General features: G+C 72.6%; 7 protein-coding genes and 1 pseudogene. 6 read left to right on the forward strand and 2 right to left on the reverse strand.

Features of this window, described 5'->3' with window-relative positions; genetic code table 11:
- Nucleotides 1-89 precede the first annotated feature (89 nt).
- Nucleotides 90-1,721, forward strand: coding sequence for an ABC-F family ATP-binding cassette domain-containing protein (locus tag ACFFCA_RS16330; protein WP_375486677.1), 1,632 nt, complete (start codon nucleotides 90-92; stop codon nucleotides 1,719-1,721).
- Nucleotides 1,722-1,749: 28 nt separating this feature from the next.
- On the forward strand, nucleotides 1,750-2,376 hold the full coding sequence (locus ACFFCA_RS16335; RefSeq protein ID WP_375486679.1) for a hypothetical protein: 627 nt from the start codon (nucleotides 1,750-1,752) through the stop codon (nucleotides 2,374-2,376).
- A gap of 35 nt (nucleotides 2,377-2,411) precedes the next feature.
- Here ACFFCA_RS16335 and ACFFCA_RS16340 read toward each other — a convergent pair whose 3' ends face one another.
- Entirely contained in the window at nucleotides 2,412-3,083 is a 672-nt protein-coding gene (locus ACFFCA_RS16340; protein WP_375486680.1) for a class F sortase, read from the reverse strand.
- 243 nt (nucleotides 3,084-3,326) lie between these two features.
- On the opposite strand from ACFFCA_RS16340, the gene rplM reads away from it, so the two are divergent.
- The 3 genes from rplM to glmM are packed head-to-tail and all read left to right on the forward strand — an operon-like array spanning nucleotide 3,327 to nucleotide 5,505.
- Complete coding sequence (gene rplM, locus ACFFCA_RS16345; protein WP_375486682.1) at nucleotides 3,327-3,776, forward strand: 50S ribosomal protein L13; 450 nt, start codon at nucleotides 3,327-3,329, stop codon at nucleotides 3,774-3,776.
- Nucleotides 3,773-4,165: a 30S ribosomal protein S9 gene (gene rpsI, locus ACFFCA_RS16350; RefSeq protein WP_375486684.1), complete on the forward strand. Its 393-nt coding sequence runs from the start codon at nucleotides 3,773-3,775 to the stop codon at nucleotides 4,163-4,165. The genes rplM and rpsI overlap by 4 nt, the downstream gene beginning before the upstream one ends.
- Nucleotides 4,166-4,170: 5 nt before the next feature.
- Nucleotides 4,171-5,505, forward strand: coding sequence for a phosphoglucosamine mutase (gene glmM, locus ACFFCA_RS16355; RefSeq protein ID WP_375486686.1), 1,335 nt, complete (start codon nucleotides 4,171-4,173; stop codon nucleotides 5,503-5,505).
- A 69-nt stretch (nucleotides 5,506-5,574) separates the two neighbouring features.
- Here glmM and ACFFCA_RS16360 read toward each other — a convergent pair whose 3' ends face one another.
- A complete protein-coding gene (locus ACFFCA_RS16360; RefSeq protein ID WP_375486688.1) occupies nucleotides 5,575-6,627 on the reverse strand; it encodes an MBL fold metallo-hydrolase in 1,053 nt (350 codons plus the stop codon).
- A gap of 140 nt (nucleotides 6,628-6,767) precedes the next feature.
- Here ACFFCA_RS16360 and ACFFCA_RS16365 point away from each other — a divergent pair.
- Nucleotides 6,768-7,298: pseudogene (locus ACFFCA_RS16365) on the forward strand (hypothetical protein); the annotation flags it as partial.

Below are 7,298 nucleotides of genomic sequence, written 5' to 3' on the forward strand. Positions count from 1 at the left end.
GACCATTCGCGGCACAAGTGACCACTCGACGGAGGGGACGGGACGGAATGCGGGTGCGCGCGGGCGGGCGCGTCCCGGACACTGTGGGCATGGGATATGTCGAGGCCGCGGGCATCGGGCACGTGCTGCCGGACGGGCGCGCGTTGCTCACCGGCGCCAGCCTGCGGGTGGGTGAGGGGGTCAAGGCGGCCCTGGTCGGCGCCAACGGCACCGGGAAGACGACGCTGCTGCGGCTGATCGCCGGCGACGAGACACCGCAGACGGGCACGGTGACCCAGGTCGGCGGTGTCGGCGTCATGCGCCAGTTCATCGGCTCGGTGCGGGACGCGAGCACGGTGCAGGACTTCCTCGTCGAACTCTCGCCGGAGCCGGTCCGCGTCGCGTGGCGGGCCCTGCAGGACGCCGAGCTGGTCATGATGGAGCGCGACGACGAGCCGACGCAGCTGCGGTACGCGCACGCCATCGCCGACTGGGGTGAGGCGGGCGGCTACGACGCCGAGGTGCTCTGGGACACCGTCACCGTGGCCGCGCTCGGCCTTCCGTTCGAGAGCTGCAAGTACCGCGAGCTGTCGACGCTGTCCGGCGGCGAGCAGAAGCGGCTCGCGCTGGAACTGCTGCTGCGCGGGCGCGAGGAGGTGCTGCTGCTCGACGAGCCCGACAACTACCTCGACGTGCCCGGCAAGCGCTGGCTCGAACAACGCCTGCGCGAGACACCGAAGACGGTGCTGTTCGTCAGCCACGACCGCGAGCTGCTGGCCACGGTGGCCGACCGGGTGGTCACCGTCGAGGGCGGGACGACGTGGGTGCACGGCGGTGGGTTCGAGAGCTACCACGAGGCGCGCACGCACCGGCACGACCGGATGGCCGAGCTGCGCCGCCGGTGGGACGAGGAGCACGCGCGGCTGAAGCAGCTCGTCAACACGCTGCGCATCCAGGCCCGCGTCAGCGAGGTCATGGCCCAGAAGTACCGCGTGCAGGCGCGTCGGCTGGAGCGTTTCGAGGCCGAGGGCCCGCCGCCGGACCGTCCCGACGACCAGCAGGTGACGATGCGCCTGCGCGGCGGGCGCACCGCGGTGCGCGCCATCACGTGCCACCGCCTCGAGCTCACCGGACTGATGCAGCCCTTCGACGCCGAGATCTTCTACGGCGAGCGCATCGGCGTGCTCGGCGCGAACGGCGCGGGCAAGTCGCACTTCCTGCGGCTGCTCGGCAGCGACCCGGACCAGCCGGCCGTCGCGCACACCGGCGCCTGGAAGCTCGGGGCCCGGGTGGTCCCCGGCCTGTTCGCACAGACGCACACCCACCCCGACTGGGTGCCGCGCACGCTCGTCGACCTGCTGTGGGAGGGCGAGGGCGAACGCTCCGGTGTCGACCGCGGACGGGCGATGGGGGCGCTGCGCCGCTACGGGCTCGGCGAGCAGGGCGACCAGCGCTTCGGGTCGCTGTCCGGCGGGCAGCAGGCACGGTTCCAGATCCTGCTGCTCGAGCTGTCCGGCGCCACGTTGCTGCTGCTCGACGAGCCCACCGACAACCTCGACGTGCTCAGCGCCGAGTCGTTGGAGGAGGCCCTCGAGACCTTCGACGGCACCGTCCTGGCGGTCACCCACGACCGCTGGTTCGCGCGCTCGTTCGACCGCTTCCTCGTCTTCGGCGCGGACGGGCGGGTCTACGAGTCGGCCGAACCGGTGTTCGACGAGACCCGGGTCGTGCGCTCGCGCTGACCACTGACAGCGGGCCAGGGCGCAGGGCATGATCGCGGGCGTGGAGCCGGTGACGTCGGTACGGGTCTCGCTGCGCAGCGCGCGGCGGGACGCGCAGATCCTGGCCGGTGCCGTCGTGTTCCTGGCCTTCGCGGCCGGCTTCGGCTACGCGGCGGCCGCGACGGCGTCCTCGACGGGCCGGGTGGCCGGCGCGGTCGTCGGCGCCGTCGTCTGCGCGGCGCTGGCCGCGGCGTTGGTCGCGTCCTGGTGGGTGACCCGGGGCATCCGGGCGCTGGTCGTCGACCCGACCGGGATCACCCTGGACGCCGCACGCCGACCATGGAGCATCCAGTGGTCCGAGCTGTCACGGGCCTCGGTTCGGGTCGGCTACCACTGGGGCCTGCGTTCGCGGGTGACGTTCCGCCGGCCGAAACGCTGGCGCGTCCACCTCGAGCTGGTGCTGGCCGACACCACCTACGCCGGGCGGCACCCCGAGATGGCGCACCTGCGACGCCCGTTCGTGGGCGGCGGCCCGGACCGGTTCGGCCTGCCGCTGGCCCAACGGCGCGAACTGGTGGCCCCGATGGACGAGGCTTTACGTGCGTTCGGCGGCGCTCGGTACGGACCCGTCGTCGACGACGGGGAGCTCCGCCACCCCGGCTACCAGCCGAACTGAGCGAGAGCCCACCTGACCGGCCGTCGGACGGGACGTCAGGACGCGGCCGGGACGGCGAAGGCGACGATGTTGTCGAGGTAGTTGCCGGTCGAGGCGTCGAACGGGCCGCCGCACGTGACGATGGCCAGCCGGCCGACGCTGGCCTGGTCGAAGATCTGCTTGTAGGGCAGTTTCGTCTTGTGGTACGTCCGCACACCGGTGACGGCGAACCGCACCTTGCTGGCGTTGCGGGCGTTGTGCGTGCCGTAGACGTCGACCTCGTCGCCGGGCTTGAGCGACCCGATGTGGGCCAGCGTCCCGGTGACGCCGTTGAAGTTGATGTGCCCCGCGAAGATGGCGGTGCCCTTGGTCGCCCCGGGCTTGGCACCGGGGCTCCACCATCCGACCACCTTGGGGTTCTCGGGCACCTGCAGCTCGCCGTCGGACGTGGTGCCGACGTTGACAACGGACGCGGTGGCCTTGAGCCTCGGGATGACGATGCGGTTCGGTGACAGCGGGACGGCGGCGGCCACCGGCGACGCGGTCACCGGGACGGAACCGACCTGCGCGTGCGTCGCGGGCGCGGCGGCGGCCGGCTTGCCGTACCGGGTCGAGGAGTTCCAGGTCAGCCCGGCGACGGCCAGGACGAGCACGATGCCGAGCACGCACGCGAGCGGCAGGATGCCGACCCGTGCCACCACGCGGGCGGAGGTCGGGGAGCTCGTCACCGGCTCAGGGTAGCGAGGCCGGCGGCACGCCGCCTGTCGAAGCCGCCCGAATTTGGCCGCCCGCGTGCCCGCCGGTAGAGTTCGACGATGGTGCGCGGCCCGTCCGCGTCCACCGGCCATGCCTCAGGGTCCATCGGTCACCCCGGACGTCCGCGTCCGTCGGTGTCGCGGATGACCGTGGGGGCGCCGACTGCGCAGCAAGACTGCAGTGCAGCGTGAAGACCGAACGAGAGAAGCAGCTCCATGCCCAAGACTGGCACGTACAGCCCGAAGCCGGGCGAGATCGAGCGTCACTGGCACGTCATCGACGCGAACGACATCGTCCTCGGCCGCCTGGCCTCCCAGGCCGCGAAGCTCCTGCGCGGCAAGCACAAGCCGCAGTTCGCCCTGCACGTCGACACCGGCGACTTCGTCGTCGTGATCAACGCCGAGAAGGTCGTCCTCACCGGCGGCAAGCTCAACGAGCTGCGCTACCGCCACTCCGGCTACCCCGGCGGGCTGTCCAGCCGCACCGTCGGCGAGCTGCTCGAGACCAAGCCCGAGCGCGTCGTCGAGCTCGCCGTGCGCGGCATGCTCCCCAAGACCACCCTCGGCCGGGCCCAGCTGAAGAAGCTCAAGGTCTACGCCGGCCCCGACCACCCGCATGCGGCGCAGAAGCCGCAGCCGTTCGAGATCAAGCAGGTAAGCCAGTGACCACTCCCACCGCACCCGTCGTCGGCCGCCGCAAGGAAGCCATCGCGCGCGTCCGCCTCGTCCCGGGCTCCGGCGAGTTCAAGGTCAACGGCCGCTCGCTCGAGACCTACTTCCCGAACAAGGTCCACCAGCAGCTCATCCGCGAGCCGTTCGTCACCCTGGAGAAGGCCGACCAGTTCGACGTCATCGCCTCGATCGTCGGCGGCGGCACGAGCGGCCAGGCCGGCGCGCTGCGGCTCGGCATCGCCCGGGCGCTGATCAACCTCGAGCCCGAGGACCGCCCGGCGCTGAAGAAGGCCGGCTTCCTCACCCGTGACCCGCGGGTCAAGGAGCGCAAGAAGTACGGCTTGAAGAAGGCGCGCAAGGCGCCCCAGTACTCCAAGCGCTAGCCCGCGTGGGCACCCTGTTCGGCACCGACGGCGTCCGGGGACTGGCCAACGGCGACCTGTCCCCGGAACTGGCCATGGCCGTGGCCGGCGCGGCCGTGCGCGTGCTCGTCGCACACGACGCGTCGCACCGGCCGGTCGCGGTCGTCGGGCGTGACCCGCGTGCCAGCGGCGAGATGCTCGAGGCGGCAGTCGTCGCCGGGCTGACGTCGGCCGGGGCGGACGTGCTGCTCGTCGGCGTGCTGCCCACCCCCGCGGTGGCCTTCCTGACCGCGTCCTACGGCGCCGATCTCGGGGTCGTCCTGTCGGCCTCGCACAACCCGATGCCCGACAACGGCATCAAGCTGTTCGCCGCCGGCGGCCGGAAACTGCCCGACCACCTCGAGCACGAGATCGAGGCCGAGGTGGCGACCGGCCCGACCGACCGGCCCGTCGGGTCGCTCATCGGCCGCGTACACCGCGCCGACGACGTGGTCGAGCGCTACGGCGCCCACCTGCTCGGCGCGGTGCCCACCCGCCTGGACGGCCTGCACGTCGTCGTCGACTGCGCCCACGGCGCGGCCGCGTTCGTCGCCCCCGAGATCTATCGCGGGGCCGGGGCGCAGGTCACGGCCATCGCCGCCGAACCGGACGGGCTGAACATCAACGACGGGGTGGGCTCGACGCACCTGGACGGGCTGGTGGCCGCGGTGCGCGAGGCCGGCGCCGACCTGGGGATCGCCCACGACGGCGACGCCGACCGCTGCCTGGCCGTCGATGCGGCCGGCGAGGTGGTCGACGGCGACCAGCTGCTCGCGGTCTGCGCCCTGGCCATGCACGCGCAGGGGCGCCTGCGTGAGGACACGGTCGTGGCCACCGTCATGAGCAACCTCGGCTTCCACCACGCGATGCGCGACGCGGGCGTGCAGGTGCTGACCACGGCCGTCGGTGACCGCTATGTGCTCGAGGCGCTGCGCGCTCAGGGTCTCGCGCTCGGCGGGGAGCAGAGCGGGCACATCGTGTTCACCGACGCGGCTACCACCGGCGACGGGCTGCTCACCGCCCTGCACGTCATGGCCTGCATGGTGGAGACCGGCCGCACGCTCGCCGAGCTGGCCGGCGTCGTCCAGCGGCTGCCGCAGACGCTCGTCAACGTGCCGGTCAGCGACCGCGCGACCGTCGCCGCGTCGGACGCCGTCGCCGGGGCCGTCGCGGACGCCGAGACGCTGCTCGGCGACTCCGGCCGCGTTCTGCTGCGCCCGTCGGGTACCGAGCAGCTGGTGCGGGTCATGGTCGAGGCCGGCACCCAGCAGCAGGCCGACACCATCGCCGCGGACCTCGCCAAGGTCGTCGCCGCCGTCTGAGCCGGCTTCCCGCCCGCAGTGGTCGTGGAATCGCACCGTCCGGCGACCACACCGGGCGGGAAGACAGGATCAGACCACGGCGAAGTGGGTCACGCCGTCGACGCGCTCGGCGCGGGCCAGGCCGCGCTCGACCAGCACCTGCAGGTGCGCCACCGTCTCGTTGACGGCCAGGATCCGGTTGAACAGATCCAGGTCGTCGAAGCGGCGCAGGTGGCGGGTCCACGGCGTGGCCCGGGCCACCTCGAAGCCGGTCGTGGCCCCCCGACCGAGTGCCTCCGCGGTGATCTCGAGGCGATGGGCGTGGTGCTCGAGCAGCTCGTCAATACGTGCGTGGACCGAACCCGTCACCGGGCCGTGCGCGGGCAGCAGTCGAGCGTCCGGCATGGCCCGCACCAGCGCCAGCGAGGCGAGGTAGTCGCGCAGCGGCGACGGCGGACGGTTCATCTCGACGCCGATCGACGGGGTGATGTGCGGCAGCACGTGGTCGCCGGCGAACAACGTGTCGTGCTCGGGGTCGTGGAACACGACGTGCCCGCGCGTGTGGCCCGGCGTGGCGATGACCCGCAGCGTACGGGTCGACAGCGGCAGGTCCACGCCGTCGGCCAGCCACCGATCGGGCTCCTCGAAGTCGGCCAGTTCCTGGTTCCGGTCGACCGTGCCGGCCCACGCCTCGATCTCCGTGGCGATCTGTTCGGCGCCGGCGTCGACCATCCGGCCGACGTTCGGCTGCCGGTCCGTGGCCTGGATGGCGGCAAGCGCAGCCTGCTCGCCCTCGCCCAGCGAGACCCGGCCACCGAACTCACGGCGCAGCGCGATCGCCTGCGTGTAGTGGTCGCGGTGATGGTGGGTGACGTAGAAGTCGCGGACGTCGCGCAGGTCGTAGCCGAGAGTGGCCAGCCCGGCGCCGAGCAGCTCGCTGGACTCGGCCATGGCCCAGCCGCCGTCGATGAGCACGACCTGCTCGCCGTCCGGGATGGCATAGACGTTGACCGCCTTCAGCGCGTCCCCGGGCAGCGGGAGAGGGATGCGGTGCACGCCCGGGCCGGCCTCGAACGCGCCGGGGCGCTCCCAGGCGTGCCGGTCGTCGTCCGCCGGCCGCGCATCCTCGTGATCACTGGGCATGCCCAGCACGCTAGCGAACGGCTGAACGCGCGGTGAGCGCCGCAGGCCCGCACCCAGGTGCGACGGCCACCATGGAGAGTTCGTGCCGGCACACCGACGAGTCGGCGCGTTCACCCCGTACCGAAGGCTTTGCACGCACTGTGACCTCCGACCTGACCACGAAACCGACCGACGCTGCCGACACCGACGAACCCGACACCGAAGCGCACGACACCCAAACGGCCAACACCAGCCAGACCGACGACACCACCGGACCCGCGCCCGCCCGCCGCCTGCCCACCTTCGGGCTCTCCGGCACCCAGCTCATCGGCACCGGCCTCGCCGCGACGACGGCCACCGGCGCCGCGTCGTTCCTGGGCGTCACGGGCACGGTCATCGGCGCGGCCGTCTCCAGCGTCCTGACCGCCGTCGGCAACGCGGTGTACACGACATCGCTGCGCAGCACCCGGGACCGGGTCCGCGAGGTCGTCCCGCTGCCCGGCACCATCACGCGGGCGCTCCCGGCCCGGCGGGCCGGCTCCGACGGCACCCGGCTCCGTAGTTGCCTGAGGGCGTACGTCAGGACCACCGACGGTCCGAGTTCCGAGCGACCTTTCGGCGTCGTCCTCGAAGCCACGCGCGACGACGCCGGCTTCGCGCTCAGAGATGATGCGCGGACAATCGCCGAACTG

Source organism: uncultured Jatrophihabitans sp. (assembly GCF_964252635.1).
Taxonomy (GTDB): domain Bacteria; phylum Actinomycetota; class Actinomycetes; order Mycobacteriales; family Jatrophihabitantaceae; genus Jatrophihabitans.

Excerpts from the sequence above, each read along its gene's own strand:
- ACFFCA_RS16335 (WP_375486679.1), top strand. The coding sequence starts at position 1,750 with ATGATCGCGGGCGTGGAGCCGGTGACGTCGGTACGGGTCTCGCTGCGC.
- ACFFCA_RS16360 (WP_375486688.1), bottom strand. The coding sequence starts at position 6,627 with ATGCCCAGTGATCACGAGGATGCGCGGCCGGCGGACGACGACCGGCAC.
- ACFFCA_RS16330 (WP_375486677.1), top strand. The coding sequence starts at position 90 with ATGGGATATGTCGAGGCCGCGGGCATCGGGCACGTGCTGCCGGACGGG.
- rplM (WP_375486682.1), top strand. The coding sequence starts at position 3,327 with ATGCCCAAGACTGGCACGTACAGCCCGAAGCCGGGCGAGATCGAGCGT.